This window comes from Streptomyces sp. NPDC104814 (assembly GCF_055583185.1).
The window spans coordinates 1,993,428-2,016,997 of the sequence record NZ_JBVJOL010000001.1 but is presented as its reverse complement, the minus strand read 5'-3'; the positions used below and the strand labels follow the sequence as shown (position 1 = coordinate 2,016,997).

General features: G+C 71.3%; 20 protein-coding genes and 1 pseudogene. 3 read left to right on the top strand and 18 right to left on the bottom strand.

Annotation, left to right across the window (positions count from 1 at the left end; all coding sequences use genetic code 11):
• Window positions 1-558 (top strand): chorismate synthase (aroC, locus tag ACZ64A_RS08470; protein ID WP_469809009.1); only part of this gene is annotated, 558 nt, incomplete at its 5' end.
• A 209-nt stretch (window positions 559-767) separates the two neighbouring features.
• Here aroC and ACZ64A_RS08465 read toward each other — a convergent pair.
• Complete coding sequence (locus ACZ64A_RS08465; RefSeq protein WP_469809008.1) at window positions 768-2,165, bottom strand: MFS transporter; 1,398 nt, start codon at window positions 2,163-2,165, stop codon at window positions 768-770.
• A 194-nt stretch (window positions 2,166-2,359) separates the two neighbouring features.
• On the opposite strand from ACZ64A_RS08465, the gene ACZ64A_RS08460 reads away from it, so the two are divergent.
• Complete coding sequence (locus ACZ64A_RS08460) at window positions 2,360-3,232, top strand: helix-turn-helix transcriptional regulator (RefSeq protein WP_469809007.1); 873 nt, start codon at window positions 2,360-2,362, stop codon at window positions 3,230-3,232.
• A 23-nt stretch (window positions 3,233-3,255) separates the two neighbouring features.
• On the opposite strand, the gene ACZ64A_RS08455 is transcribed toward ACZ64A_RS08460, so the two are convergent.
• The 17 genes and pseudogenes from ACZ64A_RS08455 to ACZ64A_RS08375 form a co-directional block, all read right to left on the bottom strand.
• Window positions 3,256-3,726 (bottom strand): allene oxide cyclase barrel-like domain-containing protein, encoded by a 471-nt coding sequence (locus tag ACZ64A_RS08455; RefSeq protein ID WP_469809006.1) that lies wholly within the window; start codon window positions 3,724-3,726, stop codon window positions 3,256-3,258.
• A gap of 15 nt (window positions 3,727-3,741) precedes the next feature.
• A complete protein-coding gene (locus ACZ64A_RS08450; protein WP_469809005.1) occupies window positions 3,742-5,403 on the bottom strand; it encodes an aromatic amino acid lyase in 1,662 nt (553 codons plus the stop codon).
• Window positions 5,404-5,437: 34 nt separating this feature from the next.
• Window positions 5,438-6,490 (bottom strand): AMP-binding protein, encoded by a 1,053-nt coding sequence (locus tag ACZ64A_RS08445; RefSeq protein ID WP_469809004.1) that lies wholly within the window; start codon window positions 6,488-6,490, stop codon window positions 5,438-5,440.
• Window positions 6,491-6,559: 69 nt separating this feature from the next.
• Window positions 6,560-7,303, bottom strand: a complete 744-nt coding sequence (locus tag ACZ64A_RS08440) for an SDR family NAD(P)-dependent oxidoreductase (protein ID WP_469809106.1) — start codon at window positions 7,301-7,303, stop codon at window positions 6,560-6,562.
• A 57-nt stretch (window positions 7,304-7,360) separates the two neighbouring features.
• Window positions 7,361-8,401 (bottom strand): class I adenylate-forming enzyme family protein, encoded by a 1,041-nt coding sequence (locus tag ACZ64A_RS08435; protein WP_469809003.1) that lies wholly within the window; start codon window positions 8,399-8,401, stop codon window positions 7,361-7,363.
• Window positions 8,398-8,673, bottom strand: coding sequence for an acyl carrier protein (locus ACZ64A_RS08430; protein WP_469809001.1), 276 nt, complete (start codon window positions 8,671-8,673; stop codon window positions 8,398-8,400). Before ACZ64A_RS08430 ends, ACZ64A_RS08435 begins: the two co-directional genes overlap by 4 nt.
• Window positions 8,660-9,106, bottom strand: a complete 447-nt coding sequence (locus ACZ64A_RS08425; RefSeq protein ID WP_469809000.1) for a hypothetical protein — start codon at window positions 9,104-9,106, stop codon at window positions 8,660-8,662. The genes ACZ64A_RS08430 and ACZ64A_RS08425 overlap by 14 nt, the downstream gene beginning before the upstream one ends.
• A gap of 13 nt (window positions 9,107-9,119) precedes the next feature.
• Window positions 9,120-10,850, bottom strand: a complete 1,731-nt coding sequence (locus ACZ64A_RS08420; protein ID WP_469808999.1) for a prenyltransferase/squalene oxidase repeat-containing protein — start codon at window positions 10,848-10,850, stop codon at window positions 9,120-9,122.
• On the bottom strand, window positions 10,847-12,172 hold the full coding sequence (locus ACZ64A_RS08415; RefSeq protein WP_469808998.1) for a phenylacetate--CoA ligase family protein: 1,326 nt from the start codon (window positions 12,170-12,172) through the stop codon (window positions 10,847-10,849). The genes ACZ64A_RS08420 and ACZ64A_RS08415 overlap by 4 nt, the downstream gene beginning before the upstream one ends.
• On the bottom strand, window positions 12,169-13,551 hold the full coding sequence (locus tag ACZ64A_RS08410) for an aldehyde dehydrogenase family protein (protein ID WP_469808996.1): 1,383 nt from the start codon (window positions 13,549-13,551) through the stop codon (window positions 12,169-12,171). The genes ACZ64A_RS08415 and ACZ64A_RS08410 overlap by 4 nt, the downstream gene beginning before the upstream one ends.
• Before the next feature lie 49 nt (window positions 13,552-13,600).
• Complete coding sequence (locus ACZ64A_RS08405; RefSeq protein ID WP_469808995.1) at window positions 13,601-14,722, bottom strand: 3-deoxy-7-phosphoheptulonate synthase; 1,122 nt, start codon at window positions 14,720-14,722, stop codon at window positions 13,601-13,603.
• A 426-nt stretch (window positions 14,723-15,148) separates the two neighbouring features.
• A pseudogene (locus ACZ64A_RS08400) lies at window positions 15,149-15,456 on the bottom strand (extracellular solute-binding protein); the annotation flags it as partial.
• Window positions 15,457-15,544: 88 nt separating this feature from the next.
• Entirely contained in the window at window positions 15,545-17,857 is a 2,313-nt protein-coding gene (locus ACZ64A_RS08395) for an FdhF/YdeP family oxidoreductase (RefSeq protein ID WP_469808994.1), read from the bottom strand.
• A 36-nt stretch (window positions 17,858-17,893) separates the two neighbouring features.
• Complete coding sequence (locus ACZ64A_RS08390; RefSeq protein ID WP_469809104.1) at window positions 17,894-18,511, bottom strand: SRPBCC family protein; 618 nt, start codon at window positions 18,509-18,511, stop codon at window positions 17,894-17,896.
• A gap of 395 nt (window positions 18,512-18,906) precedes the next feature.
• A complete protein-coding gene (locus ACZ64A_RS08385; protein ID WP_469809103.1) occupies window positions 18,907-20,025 on the bottom strand; it encodes an NADH:flavin oxidoreductase in 1,119 nt (372 codons plus the stop codon).
• A 153-nt stretch (window positions 20,026-20,178) separates the two neighbouring features.
• Window positions 20,179-21,762, bottom strand: a complete 1,584-nt coding sequence (locus ACZ64A_RS08380; RefSeq protein WP_469808992.1) for an MDR family MFS transporter — start codon at window positions 21,760-21,762, stop codon at window positions 20,179-20,181.
• A gap of 60 nt (window positions 21,763-21,822) precedes the next feature.
• Window positions 21,823-22,428, bottom strand: coding sequence for an NADPH-dependent FMN reductase (locus ACZ64A_RS08375; protein WP_469808991.1), 606 nt, complete (start codon window positions 22,426-22,428; stop codon window positions 21,823-21,825).
• A 116-nt stretch (window positions 22,429-22,544) separates the two neighbouring features.
• Here ACZ64A_RS08375 and ACZ64A_RS08370 point away from each other — a divergent pair, with 116 nt between their 5' ends.
• Entirely contained in the window at window positions 22,545-23,282 is a 738-nt protein-coding gene (locus ACZ64A_RS08370; RefSeq protein WP_469808989.1) for a TetR/AcrR family transcriptional regulator, read from the top strand.
• Window positions 23,283-23,570: the final 288 nt, after the last annotated feature.

The window sequence follows — 23,570 nt, the reverse complement described above, 5'->3', positions numbered from 1 at the left end:
GAGGTCGACCAGGCCCACAAGGACGGCGACACGCTCGGCGGTGTGGTGGAGGTGCTGGCCTACGGGGTGCCGGTGGGCCTGGGCTCGCACGTGCACTGGGACCGCCGGCTGGACGCCCGGCTGGCCGGCGCGCTCATGGGCATCCAGGCGATCAAGGGTGTGGAGGTCGGTGACGGCTTCGAGCTGGCCCGGGTGCCGGGTTCGAAGGCGCACGACGAGATCGTGAACACGCCCGAGGGCATCCGCCGGGTCTCCGGCCGCGCCGGCGGCACCGAGGGCGGTCTGACCACGGGTGAGCTGCTGCGGGTGCGGGCCGCGATGAAGCCGATCGCGACGGTGCCGCGCGCCCTGCAGACGGTGGACGTCACCACCGGCGAGGCCACGCAGGCCCACCACCAGCGCTCCGACGTCTCCGCGGTTCCGGCCGCCGGGATCGTCGCCGAGGCGATGGTGGCGCTCGTCCTCGCGGACGCGGTGGCGGAGAAGTTCGGCGGCGACAGCGTGGCCGAGACCCGCCGCAACGTCCGCTCGTACCTACGGCATCTCGTGATCCGCTGAGCGCCGCATCGGCTGTCGGTCCGGTCGGTGCCGGCATGTCCACGTGGTCGGCCGCCGGCCCGTTGCTGCGGTGTGGGCCGTCCGCCGGGGAGGCCCGAGGCCCGCACGGCGAGCCGTGGGCGCCGGCGCCGGGATATGTGGCACCGCCCGTCCGAGGGGCGAAGGGGCGGCGGTGCGGCCGTGTTCACCGGGGCCGCACCGCCGTCGGCTCATCGACGCGGCAGCAGCAGGGCAGCGCCGAGCGCGTTGGCCGCCAGCAGGGCGGCGGCCAGCAGCAGACTCTCCCGCATGCCGGGCATGAAGTCCCCGGCGAGGAGCGCACCGAAGACGGCGATGCTGAGCGCTCCGCCCGTCTGGCGGCTGGTGTTGAGCAGCGCCGCCGCCGTGCCGGCCCGTTCGGCGGCGACGCTGTCGAGCATCAGGGAGGTCAGCGCCGGCATGGCGAGAGAGCCCCCGATGCCCAGCGGCACCATGGGCAGGGCGATCAGCCACCACGGTGTGCCCGCGCCGATGGCGGCCAGGCCGCAGCAGCCGGCCATGCCGACCAGCAGCCCCGCGACGATCACCGCGCGCGGGCCGTAGCGGTCGACGGCGCGTGGGGAGAAGTAGTTGAAATGGGCGGTGATCACGGCCATCGGGACGAACATCAGCCCGGCCGAGAACGCCGACTGCCCCCGCTGCTCCTGGAAGAACAGGCTCAGCACGAACACTCCACCGTAGAAGGCGGCGTTGCAGGCGAAGCCCGCGACGACCGGCACGCTGACGCCGCGCTGCCGGAACAGCTCCAGCGGCAGCATGGGGGTGCGCCGCCGTGCCTCCACGGCGACGAAGCCCGCTGCGGCCAGCACGGCGGTTCCGGCCGCGGCAAGGACGGTGCCGGTGAGCCCGTCGTGACCGCCCTCGATCACGGCGAAGGTCAGCGCGGCCAGCGTCACCACCGCCGTCAGCTGCCCCGGCGGGTCGAACACGGCCGGGTGCCGGGGGGAGGGCGCGGCCCGCAGCAGGATCAGGAACCCGGCGATCCCGGCGGGCACATTCAGGAAGAACACCGCACGCCAGCTCCACTCGGTGGTGAGCAGTCCGCCCAGGAGGGGCCCCGCGGCGATGGCGATCGCGCCGCCCACCGTCCACAGGGCGATGCCGCGCGCCCGCGCCTGCGGGTCGGGGAACGCCTGGCGGATCAGGGCGAGCGACGTGGGCACCATGACGGCGGCCGCGCTCCCCTGCACCACGCGCGCCGCCGTCAGCGCCCCGAGCGTCGGCGCCACACCGCAGGCCAGCGAGGCGAGGGTGAAGACGGCGAGCCCCCAGCCGTACGCGCGGCGCGCGCCCACCGCGTCCGACAGCGCGCCCGCGGAGAGCATCAGCGCCGCGAACATCAGGGTGTAGCTGTCGGCGACCCACTGCAGGCCCGACAGGGACCCACCGAGGTCGTCTCCCACGGCGGGGAGCGCCACATTGACGCCGGAGACGTCGAGTGTGATCACGAAGAAGCCGAGGACGGCGGCCACGAGAGCCGCGGTGGTGGAACCGGTCGCATCCGGGCCGCTCGGGACCCGCTCACCGCTGGCCGGTCCGGCGCCTTCCCCGGATCGCGTCAAGCTCATCGTGCACTGCTCCTCACTGCGCCGCCCTGCGGGAGCAGGAGTCGGCGCCGTACGGCTGAAGGACGGAAACAAACAGGTGAACCACAGCTTTCCCGGCCCGTGCGGCCCCCGGCAGACCGCGCTGTGCGGGGGAACGGTGTTCCTGGCTGTGACACGGCCCCCCTCGCGGCGGGACCGTTTGGGACAATGGGGGGATGAGTGAAGGCACGGAGTTAGGACGCTTTCTGCGCGCCCGGCGGGGCCAGGTCCGGCCGGAGGACGTGGGACTGCCGGCGGGTACCGGCATCCGCCGTACTCCGGGACTGCGCCGCGAGGAGCTGGCGACGCTGGCCGGGGTCAGCGTCGACTACTACACGCGACTGGAGCGTGGCCGTGAGACACGGCCGTCGCCCGCCGTCGTCACCGCGCTCGGCGAGGCGCTGCGGCTGTCCGGTGACGCGTTGCAACGGCTGCACGAGCTGGTGGCGCTCGCGGCGGGGCAGGCTCCGGCGCCGTCCCCCGACCCGGTGCACACCGTGCGGGAGTCGGTCCGCGTTCTGCTGGAGACGCTGCGCCCGGCACCGGCGTACGTCGTGAGCCGCGTCAACGGTCTGCTGGCCGCCAACCGGCCGGGGCTGCGCCTCTTCCCCGGCATCACCGACTGGCCGCCGGAGCGCCGCAACATCACCCGTTACATGTTCCTGCACCCCATGGGGCGCAAGCTGTACCGCGACTGGGAGCGGATGGCGGCGCACAGTGCCGCCCATCTGCGGGCGATGGCGGGTGCCGACCCGGACATGCCGGAGCTGGCCCAGCTGGTGGGCGAACTGGTCGTCAAGAGCCCGGAGTTCGCGCGCCTGTGGGAGCGCTACGACGTCCAGGCGCGAAGCGGCGGCGAGAAGCACTTCCAGCATCCGGAGGTCGGGGCGATGTGCCTGCACTTCGAGGTGATGGCGATCTTCCGTACAAACGGCCAGCGTCTCGTCACCTACCAGGCGATGCCCGGCACCCCGGACCACGACGCCATGCTGCTGCTGGACATGGCCAGCCCCAGGGAAGCGGCGTACTCCGAGCGGCCCGGGCGGTGACGCCGGCGGCGCCGCGATGACGCTCACCTGTCCAGCACGATGTGGTAGGTCTCGTGCGGGGTCTGGATGTCGTTGCAGGTCAGTTCGCCGGTGGCACCGCGGTAGGCGCCGGTGCCGCCGGTGACGGCCATCCGTACCGTGTCGCTGCCCTTGGTCCACAGGGACTGGGCGGTGAGCTGTCCGTCCGGCAGCCGCACGGACAGGACGCAGTTGGTGGTGATCTTCGCGCCGTCCAGCTTGGTCACCTGGCAGGAACTGCCGTCCTCGCCGACCTGCTTGCCGTCGCGGAACAGCTTGTCGGCGTAGACGAACTCGTCTCCGACGCTCAGTCCGCGGGTGCCCACGTCGGTCTGCACGACGCCGTCGTTGCCTATGGCCAGGTCGATGGTCCTGCCGGACGTGGCCCGCGCGGGAACGGTGAGCACACAGGACGCCCCGAGGGCCAGTACGGCGGTGCCGACGGCACCGAGGAGGGCGAACCTACGCTTGGTCATGTGAAATCTCCTGGGTCAGGCACCGCCCGGCGCGGTGCTGCGGTCGTCTCGGAGAGGGTCGTCGTCGGCGAACCCCGCGGCGCGCCGCAGGGCCCCCGTCTCGATCAGGCGGCTCACCGCCGCGATGTCCCCGTCCAGCCGGCGGTCGTGGGAGACGAAGGCGCTGTGCTCCCTGATCAGCGTGTGCACCGCCCGGACGGCCGGTGACGCCCGGTCGACGCCGCGCAGTTCGACCGCCTGGGCCAGGGCGAGCAGGTGGATGGCCGCCACTTCGCGGACCAGGCCGTTGACGGTGCGCGCGTCACGCGCCGAAATCGTGCCCATGCTGACGATGTCCTGGTTGTGCGACTCGGTCGAGCGCGAGAACACCGACACCGGCCCGGTCTGTTTGAGAGCCTCTGCGGTGACGGCCGAGGCCGCTATCTGCATGCCCTTGAACCCATGGTGCAGGCCCGCCTCGGGGTCGTCGGCACGGCGCGCCACCACGAGGTTGGGCGGCAGCCCCTCGTTGAACTTCTCGTCCACCACGAGGGCCAGCTGACGGTCGAGCAGGTTGGCGAGATTGGCCACGGCGGTCTTCAGACTGTCCATGGCCTGCCCGACGTGGCCGGCGTAGAAGTTGCCGCCGAGGTGGAGGCCCGAGTCCTCGACGTCGAAGAGAGGGTTGTCACTGGCGGAGTTGATCTCGGTGCCGAGCCAGTCGTCCGCCCAGTCGAGCGTGTCGTGGACGATTCCGATGATCTGGGGGGCGCAGCGCACCGAGTACTTGTCCTGGATGCGCTCGTTGAGCTGGAGGTAGCTGCGGCCGTCCAGTCTGCGGCGGCGCATGAGGATGTCGTCGAAGGACGTGGCCAGCCGCGATCCGGTCAGCAGGGTGCGGACGGTTTCGGCGGCCCGGACCTGGCCGGGGTGGGGTTTGTTGTCGTGGATGAAGGGGTGCAGTGCGGACGCGTTTCCGTGCAGCGCTTCCAGCGTCATGGCCGTCGCGAGTTCGGCGGTGAAGGCCAGCTCCCGGGCGTCCGCGGCGGCCAGGACGGCGTAGGCGGTGGCGAAGGCGGTCCCGTTGACCAGCGCGATGCCCTCCTTGGGCGCGAGCCGCAACGGTTCCACGCCTTCGTCGCGCAGGGCGTCGAGCGCCGGTCGTACGGTGCCGCGGTGCAGGACCTGTCCCTCGCCGATCAGTGTCGCGGCCAGGTAGCACAGGGGGACGAGGTCGCCGCTGGCGCCGACCGAGCCGCGTTCGGGGATCAGGGGCAGGATGTCCCGTTCCAGGCACTCCAGGAGCGTCGACACCGCCTCCGGCCGGATCGCCGAGACTCCCCTGGCCAGCGCGTTGGCCCTGATGAGCATCGCCGCCCGGGCGACGGCCGGCACGGCGGCCGGACCTACGCCGTTGAGGTGGTACCGCACCAGGTTGCGCTGGAGTTCGTGGGCCTTGTCCGGCGAGATCTGCCGGACACAGCTGTCCCCGAACCCCGTGGTCACGGCGTAGATGGGGATCTCCTGTGCGAGCAGTGTCTCCTTGAGGCCGACGGAGGCGTGCATCCGTTTGAGGGCCGCTTCGCTCAGCACCACCCGTGTCCCGCGGTCGTCACGGCGCGCGACCGCAGCGACGGCGCGGGGCGACAGGCCCGTTCCGTCGATCTCGAGGTGAGGGACCGTGGGCGTGTGCGCCATCGGTTCTGTTCCTCTCCGCAGTCGGGAGGCGTCCCTAGTAGACGCCCTCGATCATCTTCTGGCCGTCCACCTCGGCGACGGGATGGATGTTCCGCAGGGCGTCCCCGGCGCCCGTGGGGCTGGGGACCCGTGTGGCCAGGTCCCGCTCCAGACTGTTGGGCACCAGGCCGTACTCGGTGAGGTAGTTCATCACCACGGCTCCTTCCGACCCGTACGGGACCGGCGTGCCGGTGGCCGGGTCCACCACCCGGTACAGGACGTAGGGGGCGTACGAGTCGAACACCGTCTCCCCCGTGCCCTCCGGGTCGGGCCGCTGGACCGTGCCGCTGAGCACGGACGTGCTGCCGTACGACCCCCGGAACCGCACCTTGGGAAAGAACTCCGTGGACAGGTAGTCCAGGGTGTCGGGATCCATGTGCGCGCCGGTCCAGAGCACCAGGCGCACCTTCTCCTGGATCAGCGCGCGGACCGCGGGCCGTTCGGCCATACGGGCGAGCAGCGGGGGTGTGGTGACCAGGAAGGCGATGTCCTGGGACCTCAGGACCAGTTCGGCCTGGTCGACGAGGTGTTCGACGTAGGCGGCGGCGCCGGCGGTGTCACCGGCGGCCATGAGGCGTTTCACCCAGCGCGGGTCCAGGTCGATGGAGAACCGGACACCGCCCCTGGCCTGCGCGATCCGCCGGGAGTACTCGCCGAGCATGTGGGGACCGCTGGGCGCCACGGCCAGGGTGTGCCCCGTCCCGTCGTCCGGGTAGTGGGAGTTCTCCCACTGCATGTACCGGTCGAACCAGCCCTCGAACATCACGAAGCGTTTGGGCGCTCCCGTGGTGCCGCCGCTCTCGTACACGGCGAACACCTTCTCGGTGGCGTCCAGGCCGCGCGGGATCAGGTCCTCGATGGGGACGTCGCGGAGGTCGTCCACGAGGTTGGGGAACTTCAGCAGGTCGTCGACGCACCGCACCTCCTCGACGGGGTCGAAACCCAGTTGGTCGCGGCGCTGCAGCCAGTACCGGGAGCCCGTCTCCGGGTCGAAGTGCCAGCGCATCATGGCGCGGACGTGCGCGTCGGCCTGTTCGCGCGCGTTCATGGTGGTCACCGTGCTTTCTCGGTCGTGGTCGGGTGTCGGGGGGGGCGGTGCCAGGGACGTCGCGAGGCGTCAGACGCCGTGCTGTGCACCGCCGTTGATCTGGACGATCTGCGAGGTGATGTAGCCGCCGGGCCGCCCACACAGGTAGAAGCCGAGCTCCGCGATGTCCGCGGGATCGCCCGCACGGCCCAGAGCGGTCTGGCGGACCAGCATCGCCTCCCGGGCCGCGGGAAGGCCGTCGCCGAAGAGGTCGGTGCCGGCCACGTAACCCGGTGCGATGGCGTTGACGTTGATGTCCCGTGGTCCCAGGCGCGTCGCGAGGAGATGGACGTACGAGTGGAGGGCGGCCTTCGCTGCGCCGTAGCCGCCCGTCCCGCCCGATCCCCGGTAGGCGGCGACGGAGCTGTAGAGGACGATGCCGCCGCCGTCGGCCATCAGGGGAATCAGTGATTCCACGGCGACGACGGCCGTCAGGACGTTCGAGCGGTACGCGTCGCGCCACTCCGTGAGGACCGGCTCCACGTCGCCGGCGTCCGTGTCCGGCGACGGCGGTACCGCGCCCGCGCAGCACAGCAGTCCCCCCACGGGCATTCCCGTCGACGTGACGTGGTCGCGCAGGACGTCCGCCGAGGCGGGGTCGGCCATGTCGAGCGCGAGTGGCTCGACGTCGGCTCCAGGCACGCTCGCCTGGATCTCTTCCACCGTCCGGGTGAGCCGCTTCTCCTGCCGGGCGATCAGGAGCACCTTGTCGTCGTTCTCGGCGAACCGCTTCGCCGTCGCCTTGCCGATGCCGGCGCTCGCGCCGGTCACCACGATCAACCTGGACAGAGTGAATCCTCCGATGACATGTGGTCAGAAGCTGAACTGGGGTCATTGCGGGGATGCGGACCGGGACCGGAGCGTCGCGAGCAGAGCGGCCCGGTCCGGTTTTCCGCTGGCCGTCCTCGGTACGGCCGCCAGGTCCACGAGCCGGGACGGACTGGGGAAGTCCCGCAGCGCGGCGCGGATGTCCGCCTCGTCCACTCCGCTGCGCCGGGCGGCCCAGAAGACGACGTAGCCCTCCCCGGCGAGCGGGTCGCCGGTCAGTGGCAGCGCGACGCAGTCCGCGTGCGGCAGACGGATCCTCAACTGTTCTTCCAGGCGCGTCAGATGGACCTTGATGCCGTTCACCTTGATCAAGGAGCTGCTGCGTCCGACGAGCCGGAAGGCCCGCTCACCGGTGAACTCGACGAGGTCGCCGGTGGCCCACCGGGCGGGAGGGCGGCTCCCGCCCTCGGGACGGGCCAGCCGGGGGCTGCGGACGACCAGTTCGTGCGGGTGCCCCTGCGGTGTGCGGGGGTCCCGCAGCAGGGTCACGTCGGGCAGTGCCTGCCAGGGAGCCTCGCCGCTTCCCTCGGGGGTGACCGGCCGGTGGGCGATGCCTCCGGTCTCCGTCGACCCGAGGAGTTCCCAGGCCCGCAGCAGGGGGGCGGCCCGGCCGACGAGCCGGTGGGCCGCCGGCGGTGGTGCCGCCGAGCTGTGCAGGGCGACGACCGAGCGGGCACCCTCCAGCGCCGGCCAAGCGCGGTGCAGCAGGTTCCAGGCCATCGGGACGCAGACGACGAGGACCCGTGCGCCGGAGCGGACCGGCAGAGGCGCGAACGGGTCGGTCCACGCCTGGTGGACGGGGATGCCTGCCGTGCGCGGCAGCCACTGGCCGAACAGAGCGCCGAAGACGTGCTGCGGAGGGGCGTAGGTGATGACCTGGTCCACCGGCCCGACGAGGTGAGTGCCGATCAGCTCCACCTCGCGCTCCATCTGCCGGGGCGACCGGTACCAGCGGCGCGCGGCTCCTGTGCTGCCGGACGTGTCGAAGGGCACGTCGCCGGCCCCGGCCCGCCGTCCCCCGGCACGGGTCGCCGTTCCTGTCATGCTGCCTGGTCCTCGGCGCACTCGCGGACGTATGCGGCGGTCCGGTCCAGGGTGCTGAACCAGTAGCGGACGTCGTCGCCCACGAAGTCGACCTCGATGCCGAACTCGCCTTCCACGGCGGTGACGTACTCGAGGGCCGCCAGGCTGTCGAAGCCCGGCAGCGCGCCGGACAGGTCCGCGTCCGCGGGCAGCGTGCGGGCGGCGTCGCCGAAGCGCTTCTCGAGGAGGGTGCGGACGCGGGCCTGGATGTCGGTCTGCTCAGGGGCGGGCATGCTGGAGTCCTTTCTGCTGGTCGCGTCCGGCCGGTACCGGGCCGGCGCTGGTCAGGGAACCGTCGTGCAGGTAGAACACGTGGTCGGGCCGCGTGGGCCGGAAGTGGACCGTCAGGTGGGCGGCGTCCGGGTCGACGCCGAGCGCCTGCGCGATCTCGTCGGCGAGCCGGGCACGGTAGTCGTGGTCGCGGTCGGGGTGGATGTGGCACACGACGGACGCCCAGCGGGCCGTCCGCTCGGGGCCGGTGCCGTCCTCGTAGGTCGTCAGCGGCATGCCGCCGGCGAAGTACGCCATGGGTTCGGCGGTGCGGAAGCTGACCACGACGTGTGCGGGGTCCGAACCGTGTGCCGCCATGAACCGGGTGAGGCGCAGCGCGGCCCTGAGGCGTGTGGAGGGGGTCAGTGGATTGCTGGTCACTTCGACGGTCGGCAAGGCCGTGTGCCTTTCACGAGAGGGCCAGCGGCGGCAGCGGGTGCCGTTCGGGGGCCAGGCGCAGTTCGAGTCGCCGTCCCAGGCAGTCGGCGAGCGGGCCGCCGCTCGCCGGCATCAGCGGGGTCCAGGCAAACCCGGCGTCCGCCGTGCGCACGCTGTCCAGGAAGCGGGTCAGGTGACCGGCGTCCCAGTCGATGCCGAACGTGTCCGCGGTCAGCACGGCTTCGTAGGTGCTCAGCAGGTCCGGGACCCGGCTGCCCGTGTCCGCGTAACCGCCGCCGCGCACCCGGTGCCGGTCCAGGGCCGCACGGACGTGGTCGGCGTCGGCGCCGGCCGCCCGCCGCAGCGCCCGCAGGGCCTGCAAGGTGGCCCGCAGGGTGGGCCGTCCGCCGGGCACGTTGGCGTAGCTGCCGGGAGCGGTCTCGCACGTGGCCACGTACGCGGCGATGCCGCGCAGGGAGCCGGCGACACCGGTCCCTCCGTTGTGGTGGAGGATCTCGGCGGCCGAGCTGGTCGACACCATGTCGGAGGCGCGGCCCTCCCAGTAGCCGAAGCCACCGTCGGGGTTCTGGATGGCGCCGGTGAGCCAGCGCGCGATCCTGGTGCGGGCCGGGGCGTCGTCCGCGAAGGCTCCGGCCGACAGGGCCCACAGGGTGCACCGCACCTCACTCCCCCGTCCGGGCATGTACATGATGCCGTCTTCGTTGGGCAGCATGCAGCTCTCGGTCCAGTCCAGGGCCTGGCGTGCCGCAGTGCCCGTGAGACGCCCGGCCAGCAGGTGCGCGGAGGTGGTGAGGACGTCCGAGGCGAGTTCGGGGGTGCGGTACGTGAAGCCGCCCTGCGCCGTGCGGAAGGCCAGGAGCGTGCCGACCACCCCGTCGGCGACGTCGTCGAGTGCGGCACCGAGTTCCCGCAGGGCCCCGACCGCGCAGAACGCGGCCCACACGTCCGTCACGGGATAGCCGGGCCACCGGGTGAAGGACCCGCCGGGGTGCAGCCGGGCCCGGATCCAGGCGACGCATGCCTCGCGGTCCCGCGGAGCCTCACCGAGGCGGCTCAGGGCGCTGACGGCCCGGAACGTCGCCCACAGGCAGTCGGTCCCGTCGCCCGCCTGGAAGGTGAACCCGCCGGCCGGGCTCTGCCGGTCCTTGAGCCAGTTCACGAGCCGCTCGCGGTCCCACGGCAGCTGACCGTGTCCGCCGGTGGCCGTGCTCCAGGCGGTGACGGCGTAGTAGCAGGCTCGCGCGTCGGAGGTGCCGTCCTTGGCGTGGGCAGGGCTCCAGGCCAGTCCGCCGTCCGCGGCCTGCAGCGCAGCCAGCCAGCCGGTCAGGCCCTCGGGCGGGCGCTCGCGGTAGATCTCCACCAGGGTGCGCACCGCGTAGTAGGTGGCCCACACGTCCGACGCCTGGCCGGGTGTCATGGCGAACCCGCCGTCCGGGTGCGCGGTGCTGCGCACCCAGTCGGAACTCGACGCGCGGTGCGTGCCGCGGCTGCCCTCGGGCAGGTCGGCCAGGGCCTGGGTGCAGTAGTACGTCGCCCAGGCGTCGGAGCTCATCCCCGCCGACCACGCGAATCCGCCGTCGGCGTTCTGCCGGGATGCCAGGAACGAGGCGACGGTCCCGGGTGAGGGCAGGTCGCCGGTGCGGCCGAGCCAGGCGAGGGTGCGCACGGCCGCATAGGTGCACCACAGGTCGGACTCACCGGAGACGGTGCCGGACGACTGCCGCAACGTCTCGTACGTCATACCGGCACCCCCTCGGTGACGACCCGGAAGTTGGAGCGCTTCCAGCTCTTCTGCGAACCACCGCTCTTCGTCGTCGCGGGCAGCCGGTTGACGAACCGGACCTCGTCCCAGCGGAAGCCGAGGCGTTCGCCCGTATGCCGCTGGATGAGTTCGTTCTTCGCGGGCTCGGCGTCCCGGTCGGTGCCCGGGTCCCGCTCCAGAAGCAGCCTGGCCCACGTCCCGTCCTCGGCGATCTCGATCAGGTAGCCCATGACGTCGCGGTTCGCGTAGACGACGCTCTCCAGGTCACGGGTGCGCACCCGGCTGCCCTTGATGTCCGTACCGTCGGTGCCGCGGCCGTGCACGGTCACCACCGGCGCGTCGTCACCGCAGGGGCAGCCGCCCGACAGGGACACCTCGTCGCCCATGTCGAGGCGCAGCAGGGGGCGGGCGTCGTTGTTGAGCGGGGTGACGACGAGCCGGCCCTCGCGGCCCGCCTCGGCGGGCACGATGCCGTTCTCGTCGGCGACCTCGAAGTAGTTGGCGCCGCGCAGCAGGTGCAGCCGGTCCTGTGCGCAGCAGGCGGCCAGCGTGCCGCTCTCGGTGCTGCCGTAACTCGCGTCGTAGGCGCGCGCGTTCCACCACTGGCCGGCCATCGCGCGCAGCTCGGGGGTGCTGACCTCACCGAGCAGCATGAGGAGTTCGACGGACTCGCGCATCCGGGACAGCAGACCGCGCCGCTTGAGGACCTGCGAGAACTCCAGCAGCACGCCGGGCGCCACGAACAGCACCGTCGGCCGGAGCACCTCCCACAGTCCGATGATGCGGTCCCAATCGGAGATCCCCGTGGTGTACGGGTAGGCCTTGGCGTGGGGCACGCCGAGGAACTCGCAGACGCCGACCATGAGGTCGGCCACCGGCACGATGTCAGAGGGCAGCAGGATCAGCGCGCGGTGACCGCCGTCCGCCAGCATCGTGCGCCAGGCCTCGGCGACCGAGACGGTGTTGGCGATCATGTCCCGGGCCGTGCGGGGGGTGGGCGTGGGCACGCCGGTCGTGCCCGTGGTCTGGTAGTACTTCAGACCCGCGTCGACCGGTACCCGCAGGTAGTCCAGGGGCCGGGCCTTGAGGTCGTCCTTGGAGGTGGCCGGCAGGTCCCTGAACGCCCGCATCGAGAACGCGCCGAGCGAGGCGTACGCGGAGGTGTGCCGGGCTCGGTCCCAGACCGCGTCCAGCTTGGACGTGTACCAGGCCTCGTCGGAGCGGGAGGCGCGGCGGCGCGCGGTCACCTCCTGCTGTATGCGTTCCATGAAGTCGAGGCCGCTCCTGGAATTGATCTTCACGTGTCACTCCTCTTCTCGTCGGCGTGGGCCAGGCCCCTGGCGCGCATCAGGAACTCCCCGAGGAAGCCGTCGTGCGGTACGTCGGGGTGCAGCCAGGAAGTCGGCCTGCCGGCGTACACGTTGGAGACGGAGGGCAGTTCCAGTGCCCGGGCGTGCAGGTCCCGGTCCCGGGTGTGCAGTGCCAGCACGAGGGAGTCTTCGAGGACGTCGAGGGTGCCGCGCTCGAAGGGCGCGACCCACACGCAGGGGAAGGGCACTTCGTACGACAGCAACGGGTCCTTCGCGGACGCCAGTTCCACGACGGCGGGCGTCACTGCCGACAACGAGCCCTCCCCGCCGAGCCGTTCCACTCTCGGGGCCAGGTGCACGACCGCGTCCTTCGCACGGTCCAGCACCGCCGCCACCATCAGTTCCGCGTCCGCCTGCGGCATGCACGGCAGGCGGGCCGCGTCGTCCGTGGGCGGCGCCGGTGCCACCGTCGCCAGGGCGGCGGCGAGCTCCGCGGCGAACCCCGCCGCGTCGTGTTCGACCAGTACGCCCGTGGTCGCGGTGCACGCGGTCCCCGCGTGGTAGAGCGCACCCGTGCGGGCGAGCCCGAGGCCGGTGTCCCGGTCCGCGTCGGCGGTGACGACCAGTTTCGAGCGGCCCGGGCCCTGCGGTTTCACGTCACCGCGGTTTCGGTAGGTGTCGACGACCGCCTGCCCGCCGTAGACCACGGCCCGGTCGGCGCGGTCGACGATCAGTTGCGCCGTCGCGTGGTCGCAGGGTGCCAGCACGAGCTGCCCGGCCGGCAGTCCTGCCTGCCGCAGCGCGGCGACCAGGCGGAGGGGGGTCAGCGGGTCCCGGTTGGAGGGGCGGACGACGACCCGGTAGCCGAGCGCGAGCGCTTCGGGCCACATGGCGTGCACGCCCGGGCTGTTACCGGCCGCGTGCACGGCGAAGACGTCACCGACGCGGCACCAGGCGGCGCCCGCCGCCGGTGCGTCGGTCAGGGCGGAGCCGGCCGGCAGACAGCCCGACGGCCGCGCCGAGGACGTCGTACGCGCCGCGTCACGCAGGGCCGACGTGATGAGCCGGTCGCACTCGCGCACGACCGCGACGGGCGTACCCGTCAGTACGGCGACACGTCGCTCGTGGGCCGCCAGGTCGTCGCCGAGGATCTCCTGGTCCTCGAAGACGTCGGCCGCTTCGCCGAGCACGGCCGCGGCCCGGGCCACGGGCAGGGGCGCGGTCGCGCGCAGCTGGTCGATCCAGTGGGAGACGACCAGCCCGGGAACCGATGCCAGTTCGAGCGCGGGAACGCCCGAGGCGTCCTCCACGGTGGTGCGTTTCCGCGTCCGGTAGGGGCCGGCCGGTCCCAGCGCGGGAATGTCCAGCACGCTCACTCTCCTGTTCCTTGCAGCCGGCACGAGGTGTGTGACGAGCGCATCAGCGTGCGGCGGCCGTCACGGCGCGGCGCCTGCGGGCCGCCGCCGCGAGATCGCGCAGCACGTCGACCGTGGTGTCCCACCCCATGCAGGCGTCGGTGATGCTCTGGCCGAAGACGAGCCCGCCGAGGCCGGGTTCCTGACGTCCGGGGACCAGGAAGCCCTCCAGCATGACGCCGCGGATGTCCACGTCGCCGGCCGCCACCTGCGCTGCTATCTCGCGGGCGACCACGGCCTGCCGCTCGTGGTCCTTGTCGCTGTTGCCGTGACTGGCGTCGATCATCAGGCCGGTGGGCAGCCCGGCCGCCCTCAGCATTTCCACCGTTCCGCGTACGTCTTCGGCACGGTAGTTGGGCCGGCCCGAACCACCCCGGAGGATGACGTGGCAGTCGGAGTTGCCGCTCGTGCGCAGGGTCACCGGCCTGCCGTCCTGCCCCAAGCCGAGGTAGGCGTGGGGGGCCGCCGCGGAACGGACGGCGTCCACGGCGACGCGCACCGAACCGGTGCTGCCGTTCTTCATGCCCACGGGCATGGGCAGACCACTGGCCAGCTGCCGGTGGACCTGGCTCTCCACGGTCCGTGCGCCGATGGCTCCCCAGGCGACCAGGTCGGCAAGGTAGGCCGGCGCCGCCGGGCTCAGCCACTCCGTGGAGACGGGCAGCCCCATCTCGGTGATCTCCAGCATGAGCGCCCGGGCGGTGCGCAGTCCCCGGTCGATGTCGAGACTGCCGTCCAGCGCCGGGTCGGCGAGCAGCCCGGTCCAGCCGACGGTGGTGCGCGGTTTCTCGACGTACACCCGCATCACGACCGCCAGGTCGTCGGCGAGGCGGGCGGCCAGTTCGCTCAGCGACCTGGCGTACGCCAGGCCGGCGTCCACGTCGTGGATCGAGCACGGCCCGACGACGACGAGCAGACGGTCGTCGTCGCCCTTCAGCACGCTACGGGTCATCAGGCGTCCGGCATTAACCGAACGCGCCGCGGCGGCCGTCAACGGCACCGTGCGCAACACCTCGTGGGGAGTGCTGGCCGCATGGGCGCGGTGTCGCCCGCCCACGCCGTTCGGCGGTAACCGCTGCGCCACGGAGCCGGTTCGTTCCCTGGCCGGCAGGTGCAGACTCTGCATCGTTCCTCGATTCATCCTGTTTCGGTACACACATGTACGTCGGCAACGAATGATGCGGGCGGGACGTCGTCGGCTCCCCCGGTGCGCTCCTCGGGAAGGCTGACCGCGTCGGTGACGGTCGCCCCGCCGTGTGGGCGATCGCCCAGGGAGCACACGCATCACCGTGCCCGATACGCGAGAGAGCTCGCCACCTGTGCCGTGTGCAGCAAGTTGTTGTGCACCTAGCTGCACGCAGGTGCACCGTGCGCCGGGCGCGGAGTCGGAGGCCGACCTTTCGCTCAGGCCGCATCGTTGTGCCGCCCCGCGGGCGGTGAGCCGGCTCTCGGCCCGGCGGGCGTTTGTGCCGGCTCTCGGCCCGGCGGGCGGTGCGGATCCGGCCGGTCGAGGCGCTCGGCTAGGCGGCGCTGCTCAGCGACGTCCGGTTCTCATCTGCACATCGCCGCTGGTGACGAGGAGTTCGCCCTTGTCGACCTTCGGCGCGAGCTTGCCGGTGGACGCGGACGGGCCGACGTTGTTGGCCTGGAAAGCCGGCACAGGTAGGCCAGGGCGGCCTGCTTGCCGCCGAAGTCGTGCATGGCCTTGATCAGGACGGCGGTGCCGTCCCCGGTGACGCCCGGGGTGGAGTACGGGAGCTTGTCCTTGTACGTGGGGTCCAGCAGGTCCTGCCAGGTCTTCGGGGCCTTGGGAAGCAGGTTGGTGTTGTAGACGAACCCGAAGTAGTTCTTCGCGACGGCCCCAGCTCAGCGGCCGTGCTGCGCTGGACGGACGGCGGGGCCCGCTGCCGTCAGCGGCCCCGCCGTGGTGCGGCGTCGTCGGTCTCGGTCAGACGGGTGCCGGCCGGGATCGGTCGCCCGCGGGTTCGAGGCGGACGACGATGCCCTTCGACGTGGGCTGGTTGCTCACGTCGGCGACGCTGTCGAGCGGCACCAGGACGTTCGTCTCCGGGTAGTAGGCGGCGGCCGAACCCTTGGCCGCCGGGTAGGACACGACCTCGAAGTTCTCGGCCCGGCGCTCGGTGCCGTCCTTCCAGACGCTCACCAGGTCGACGCGATCGCCTTGGGCGAGGCCGAGTTCGGACAGGTCGGCCGGGTTGACGAGGACGACGTGGCGGCTGCCGTGGATACCGCGGTAGCGGTCGTTGTTGGTGTACGGGACGGTGTTCCACTGGTCGTGCGAGCGCAGGGTCTGCAGCAGCAGGTGGCCCTCGGGGGCCCGCGGGACGACCCGCTCGTTGCAGGTGAACCGGGCCTTGCCCGTCTCGGTCCTGAACACGCCCTCGTTGACCGGATTGGGCAGCTGGAAGCCTCCCGGACGGGTCACCCGGGCGTTGAAGTCGTGGAAGCCCGGCACGATCCGGGAGATGCTGTCACGGATGGTGTTGTAGTCGCCCTCGAACTTGGCCCAGGGGATGTCCCCCTTGCCGTCGAGGCTCAGCCGGGCGAGCCGGCACAGGATGGCGACCTCGCTCAGCAGCATGCCCGAGGCCGGTTCGAGCCGCCCCCGGGAGGTGTGCACCTCGCTCATGGAGTTCTCGACGGTGACGAACTGCTCGCCGTCGGCCTGGACATCACGCTCGGTGCGCCCCAGCGTCGGCAGGATCAGCGCGGTGTCGCCGCAGACGGTGTGCGAGCGGTTGAGCTTGGTGGAGATGTGGGCGGTCAGCCGGCATGAACGCATCGCCTTCTCGGTGACCTCGCTGTCGGGCGCCGCGCGCACGAAGTTCCCGGCCAGGGCGAGGAAGACCTTGACGCGGCCCTCCAGCATCGCCTTGATCGAGTTCACCGAGTCCAGGCCGTGCGGCCGCGGCGGATCGAAGCCGAACTCCTTCTGCAGGGCGTCCAGGAAGGTGTCCGGCATCTGCTCCCAGATGCCCATGGTGCGGTCGCCCTGGACGTTGCTGTGGCCGCGCACCGGGCAGGCGCCCGTGCCCGCCCGTCCGAGATTGCCGCGCAGCATCAGGAAGTTGACGATCTCACGGATGGTGGGCACGCCGTGCTTGTGCTGGGTGATGCCCATCGCCCAGCACACGATGACGCGTTCGCTGCGCAGGACCTCGTCGCGGACCTTCTCGATCTCCTCGCGGGTCAGTCCCGTCGCTGCGCGTACGTCGTCCCAGTCGACGGTACGGGCGTGCCGGGCGAATTCCTCGAAACCGGAGGTGTGGGCGTTGATGAAGTCGTGGTCCAGGACCGTGCCGGGACGCGCGTCCTCCGCCTCCAGCAGCAGCCGGTTCAGTGCCTGGAACAGGGCGAGGTCGCCGCCCGGCTTGATGTGCAGGAAGCGGTCGGCGATCTGGGTGCCCCGCCCCACGACCCCGCGCGGCTTCTGAGGGTTCTTGAAGCGTCGCAGTCCCGCCTCCGGCAACGGGTTCACCGCCACGATGCGGCCGCCGTTGCGCTTGGCCTCTTCAAGTGCCGAAAGCTGCCGGGGGTGATTGCTGCCCGGGTTCTGCCCCACCAGGAAGATCAGGTCCGCGTGGTGGAGATCGTCGAGACTCACGGTGCCCTTGCCGACGCCGAGCGTCTCGTTCAGGGCGGAGCCGCTGGACTCGTGACACATGTTGCTGCAGTCGGGCAGGTTGTTGGTGCCGAAGGCGCGGGCGAAGAGCTGGAAGACGAAGGCTGCTTCGTTGCTGGCCCGGCCCGAGGTGTAGAAGACCGCCTCGCCGGGCGAGTCCAGCCCCCTCAGTTCCTGCGCGAGGACGCCCAAGGCGTCGTTCCAGCCGATGGGTTCGTAGTGGTCCGATCCGGGCCGTTTGATCATCGGCTCGGTGAGCCGGCCCTGCTGGTTGAGCCACATGTCGGAACGGGCGGCCAGATCGGACACGCTGTGCTCGCGGAAGAAGTCGGCGGTGATCCGGCGCGTCGTGGCCTCGTCGTTGATGTGCTTGGCGCCGTTCTCGCAGTACTCGTTGCGATGGCGCCGGCCCGGAGCGGGGTCCGCCCACGCGCAGCCGGGGCAGTCGATCCCGCCCACCTGGTTCATGGTGAGCAGGTCCACCCCCGTCCTGCGCGGGGAGGTCTGCTCCAAGGAGTACTCCAGCGCGTGCACGACGGCGGGGACCCCGGCCGCCCACTTCTTCGGCGGTGTCACGGAGAGGGAGGTCTCCGGCTCCTCACCGGACGGGTTCTGCATCGCTTGGCCTTTCTCTTGCCGTGTGCGGTGGGCGGGTCAGCCGACGGGCCACTGGGCGACACGGCTCCTGGGCGGTTCCGGGGTGTCGTGCTGAACACGGCCGTTGCGGATGGTGCCGCGCCAGGCACCGCCCTCCTGGCCGAGCCCTTCGATGAAGTGCTTGAAGTTCACCAGTTCCCCCCGCACCAGCCGGGCGGTCAGCCCCGTGACCCTGGACGAGCGGGTGAGGACCTTCGCGGCCCCATGCGGTTGGAGGTGCATCCGGACCGTGATCACGGTGCCACCGGACTCCGTCGGCCTGAACTCGACCTCGCCCTGATGGGTGGGGTGCTGCTCCAGGCCACGCCAGGCCAGGTAGGCGTCGGGGTCCTGTTCCACGATCTCGACCGAGAAGCGGTGGCGCAGGGGGCCGTAGCCGATGGTCCACGCGGTCACGGTGGGCCTGACCTGCACGACGTCGCGTACCACGGTCGAGAAGCGCGGGAACGTCTTGAACTGCGTCCACTGGTTGTAGGCCGTGCGGACCGGCACCGCGACCTCGACCGTCTCCTCGACGTGCCGCTCGCGCAGCGGACGGCGGCGCGTGACACCGTCGCCGTCGGTGCGCCCCGGGGTGTTCGGCACGGCCTGCCCGCCGTCGTCTTCGTGCGCCATCATGGTCCTTCTTCCGGTGCGGGAGCCGGGCCACCGGCCGCCCCCGTGGGTCAGGGCATCTTCTCCGGTTCCCCAATCCGGGGTTTCGAGTCGCCCGACCGCGTCGGCGTCCCGGGCAGGCCCGATCACGAGACGGCGCCGGGCCCGGGACGCGGGTGGGGCGCCGGTCACGGGCTTCTCCCGGTGCCCGGCGGTCGCCTCCAGCTTCACCCCGGGCACGGCCACCCGCCACTCACCGTGCCCCGGCGGTGGCCGGCGGCCGCGCCGCCCCGGTTGCCGCTTCGCCGTCGCCGCGGTGCCTCGGCTGGTCTGTTCTCGGCGGGTCCGGCTCGATCGGCGGCGGCCTCGGGGCGCCAAGCCCTCACGGTCGGCCCGGCCTCCGGCTCTGGGACGGCTCAGTCGAGCGTGCGCACGACGCCCATGTGGAAGGGGCTGAGCTCCTCGACCCGGCCGCTGAGCACCTTGGTCAGCCAGTCGGGATCCCCCAGGAGGGCCCGGCCGACCGCCACGAGGTCGAACTCGTCCTGTTCCAGACGCGTGAGCAGGCCGTCGATGTCGGTGACGCCCGCCTGTTCGCCCTGGAACACCTCGAGGAACTCGTTGCTGAGGCCTACCGATCCCACGGTGATGGACGGTTTGCCCGAGAGTTTCTTCGCCCAGCCCGCGAGGTTGAGGTCCGAGCCGTCGAAGGCCGGCAGGTGGAACCGGCGCGTGGAGCAGTGGAATGCGTCGGTGCCCGCCTCGGCGAGCAGGCCGAGAATGGTCTCCAGTTCCTGCGGCGTCTCGGCGATCTTCGCCTGGAAGCTGTTCATCTTCCACTGGGAGAGCCGGAAGAGGATCGGGAAGTCCTCGGACACGGACTCCCGGCAGGCCTGCACGATCTCTGCAGCAAAGCGGGCACGGGAGGCGACATCCCCACCGTATGCGTCGCTGCGCTTGTTGGTACCGGCCCAGAAGAACTGGTCGATGAGGTATCCGTGCCCGCCGTGGATCTCGATGCCGTCGAAACCGAGCGCCTCGGCTGCGGCTGCCGCTGTTGCGTAGGCCTCGATCACGTGGTCGATGTCCGTCTGAGTCATCTCCTCCCCCGCCACCGAGCCGTCCAGTGCGATGCCGGACGGACCGATCCGCGGGGCGTCGGGCACCGGTGGGGCGCCGGCGGCGCGTTCCATGCCGACATGCCAGAGCTGTGGCATGATCCGGCCGCCCGCGGCGTGCACCGCGTCCGCCACCCCGGACCAGCCGGCGAGAGCGTCCTCGCCGTGGAAGCGCGGGACCCGGGCGCTGCTGCCCGCCGAGTCGTGGCCGACGTACGTGCCCTCGGTGATGATCAGGCCGACGCCGCCGGCTGCCCGACGGGCGTAGTACTGCGCCACATCCGTGCCCGGGATGCCGTCGGGGGAGAACTCGCGGGTCATCGGCGCCATGACGACACGGTTGGGAAGAGTGAGCCTTCCCAGGGAGAAGGGGCGGAGGAGTATGTCCTTGGCTCGTGCGGCCGAGTTGATGGGCATCATCGATTCTCTTTCCGTAAGGGCCCCATTGCCCGTCTGCGGTTGCGTGGTGAAGGGCATGCGAACCATGCCGTTGGTACCTGGCCGGGGTGGTGTGGCCTGAACGGTCGGGGCCTGGGCTCGGCCACGTCAGGGCGGACGGGTGAACGGGGCTCAATCCGCCGTAGGTGTCTTGAGAGGCGCCTGCGCGGCACCGGCGTCCGGTCGGTCCACGGGTCCGGGGGGTGTCCTGTCCGTGGCGGGCGCCACCCGTACGAACCACGCCGTGGCGAACGCGATCGCCGACAGCAATGCGGCACCCGCGACCACGCCGTGCAGACCGCTGCTGACGGCCTCTTCGACGGCCTCCCGTGCACCGGTCGGCATGTCCCTCAGCCGGGCCGGGGTGAGCCCACCGCCGGCCGTCAGCCTTTCCTCGGTTTCGTGACCCAGCCGCTCGGCCAGGACATCACCCATGCGACTGCTGTGCACGGCCCCCAGAACGGCGACGCCCAGGGAGCCGCCGAGGGTGCGCACAAGGGTGGCCGTGCCCGTGGCGGCGCCCATGTCACGCGGAGCCGCGTGGTTCATGGTGGTGAGCAGGGTGCACTGCATCAGGGTGCCGACGCCGATCCCGATGGCCAGAGTGAGCAGGGGCGCCACGGCCACAGGAGTGTCCGCGCCCAGGAGGAGCAGCAGCAGCGCACCGCCGGTCATGACGGCCGCGCCGCCGAGCGGCAGGACGCGCTCCAGGCCGTCGCGGTCCAGCATCCGCCCGGTGGTCAGCTGGGCTGTGAGCGAGCCGAGCATGAGAGGCAGGATGAGCATGCCACTGACTGTGGACGAGGCACCCTGCACCAACTGCAGGTACTGAGGCAGGTAGTTGATCACGCTGACGAGGACGGCACCGACCAGGAAGCTGAGGACCTGGGCGAGGGTGAACGCGCGGCTGCGGAACAAGCCCGGGGGTGTGATCGGGTCCGTCGCGCGCAGCTCGACGCGGGCGTAGCACGCCAGGCTCGCTGCGGCCAGGGCGCCGAGCCCGGCGATCTGGGGAGAGGACCAGGCGTAGCTGGTGCCCGCCCAACTGGCCAGCAGGCTGAGGGCGAGGATGCCGGTGGTGAGGAGAACCGCACCGAGGTAGTCGACCCGGATCATTACGCGTTCGGTGTGCAGCCGTACGCCTCTGGAGACTGCCAGCAGCGCGGCGACGCCGACCGGTACGTTCACGTAGAACGTCCAGCGCCAGTCCATGGAGTCGGTGATGAACCCGCCGAGCAGTGGTCCGCCGACGAAGGCGACGGGCAGCATCATGCCGACCATCGACTGGACACGGCCCCGCTCCTGCGGTGGCACCAGCACCCCGATGACCGAGAGCGCCCCGACCATCAACCCGCCGGCACCAAGCCCCTGGAAGGCCCGGAAGGCGATGAGCTGGCTCATGTCCTGTGCCAGGCCGCACAGCATCGATCCGATCAGGAAGACGACCACCGCCGACACAAAGGCGCCCTTGCGGCCGTGCAGGTCACCGAGTTTGCCCCAGAGCGGGGTGGAGGCGGCTGTCGTGAGCAGGTACGACGTCACCGACCATGAGAAGCTGTCGAGGCCTCCGAGGTCACCCACGATCGTGGGAAGTGCGGTACTGACGATCTGACCGTCCAGGGTGGCCAGGAAGATGCCGAGCATCAGTCCGAAGACACCGAGGCGGGGAAGGCCTGGCCGGACGCTTGCGGAGGCGCCGGCTGTGCGGTCGATCATGGGTTCCCCCATCCGTGTGTGGCGTGGTGTGTCAGGCGACGTACGGGCGGGAGCGTGGCGTCAGGCGACGTACGGGCGGGAGCGCTTGGCCTCACGCAGGGCGTGCCCCCACCAGTTGAGCTGGTCGAGCATGGCCTTGACGGCCACATCGCTCCCTGGGTCCGACGGCTTGCCGTCGGCGCCGAAGACCGTGCCGTAGTTGTGGAAGCTGACGGTGTTGCGAATGGTCACCGCGTGCAGCTCCGCCAGTACGACGCGGAGCTGTTCGACGGCGCGCAGCCCCCCGGCGAGACCGCCGTAGGAGACGAATCCGACCGGCTTGGCGTGCCACTGCTCGTTGTGCCAGTCGATGGCGTTCTTCAACGGCGCCGGGAAGCTGTGGTTGTACTCCGGCGTGACGATGACGAAGGCATCGGCCGCTGCCAGCCGCGGTGACACAGCGCCGAGCAGCCGCACGACTTCTTCGCGCGGTGTCTGCCCGAAAGCCGGGAACACCGTCGGCAGGGGCGTCTCGACGAGGTCGACGACGTCCGCCGTCATGTCCTCCTGCTGCTGGATGTGGTCCTGCAGCCAGTTGGCCACGACGGGACCGAACCGTCCGTCCCGGGTGCTGCCGATGATCACAGCGGTGCGCAGAGGGCTGTCACTGTCATTGCGGTCGCCCATGGGAACCCCTCCGATGTGTACGTCGTATTCGATGCGTACAACGTACACAGGCGCGCGTACGGCGTCCACTCTTGATACGATGTACACGAGTTACTTGACAGAGGGAGTCCCGATCGATGCCGGCCCAGAAGCGACACGTACAAGGCGAGGACGGAGACCAGGTCTCCCTGTGGGAACGCCTCGACCGCCCGGCACCCGCGCCTCGCACGGCCCTCACCGCACGGCGGATCGCCGAGGCCGCGGTCGGAATCGCCGACGCGGAGGGACTCGACGCCGTCACCATGCGGCGCCTGGCCACCGAACTCGGCGCAGCACCCATGGCCGCGTATCGCTACGTCTCCGGCAAGGACGAACTCCTGGAGCTGATGGTCGACTTCGTCTACGGTGAGCTGGAACTCCCCGAGGAGACGATGGACTGGCGTGAGGCCATGCGGACCCTCGCCCTGCGCATCCGTGCCGTCCTCCTCAAGCACGCGTGGGTGACCCGCGCGACCTGGTGCCCACCGACCCCGAACCAGTTGGCGGTGCCGGAGAGGGCTTTGGCCGCGCTCTCCGCTCTCGACCTCGACGCCGACACGGCGATGGCGGTCTTCAGCACCGTCACCGCATATGTACATGGAGCCGTCGACTCCGAAATCGGCCTGACACAGATGCTGAGGGGCCGCGGCTGGTCGAGCCGCGAGGAAGCGCGCTCCGGACTGGCCTCACACATGACGTGGCTCATGAACACCGGCCGCTACCCGAAGTACGAGCACTACCTCGGCAACGCCACACGCAAGGACGACCTGCAATGGCAGTTCGAGACCGGCCTCGACTGTGTCCTCGACGGAATCGCGGCACGCCTCGGCACCTGAAGCGCCCGCGCCCGTCACGCGTCCCCCCGCGCCTCCTCCGCGCCGCAGACCGCCCGCTGCGCCGGTATGACGGCCGCGGACCAACGTCGCGGACGACGCCCTTCGTAGCGGCGAGGGCGGGGCAGGAATCCGTCCAGGTCCCTTGCGATGACGCGCCACCCCTGAAGCAGCCGCTCCGCGATGACCTGACGGGCATCGAAGTCGGCGTCGCAGTCACCCTGAGGGATCTGGGCCGGCGTATGCCTGCCTGACGCAGGGACAGCCGGACCTGAATGCAGCCTTCGCCGC